This window comes from Mesorhizobium sp. M8A.F.Ca.ET.207.01.1.1, from assembly GCF_004794715.1.
In the GTDB taxonomy this organism is placed as follows: domain Bacteria; phylum Pseudomonadota; class Alphaproteobacteria; order Rhizobiales; family Rhizobiaceae; genus Mesorhizobium.
The window spans coordinates 1-352 of the sequence record NZ_SRUS01000263.1; the positions used below are offsets into that span (position 1 = coordinate 1).

The window sequence follows — 352 nt, forward strand, 5'->3', positions numbered from 1 at the left end:
GTGGCCAATACGCTCAGTGGTGTCTTCAGCGCATGCGCCAGATCCTGTGCACTGGTGCGCGCACGCGCGACCATGCCCTGCTGGTGGTCCAGCAGCGCGTTGAGTTCTTCACCCAGCGGTGCGACCTCCGCGCCCAGTTCCTGCGTATCGATGCGCTGCGCATCGCCGCGCCGTACCTGTTCCAGCTGCGCACCGAGGCGATGCAGCGGGCGCAGGCCGAAGCGCACCTGGCTGGCCAGCACCGCCAGCCACGCCGCGACCAGCAGACCCAGGGCGATGGCGGTGCGCTTGCGGAACGCGGCGACATCGGCATCCAGCGCGCTGCGATCGGTGGCGACCACGGCTACCAACG

The 352-nt window shown here is 69.6% G+C and carries 1 pseudogene; it reads right to left on the minus strand.

What is annotated here, in order from left to right:
* Nucleotides 1-352: pseudogene (locus EN850_RS34450) on the minus strand (HAMP domain-containing protein); the annotation flags it as partial.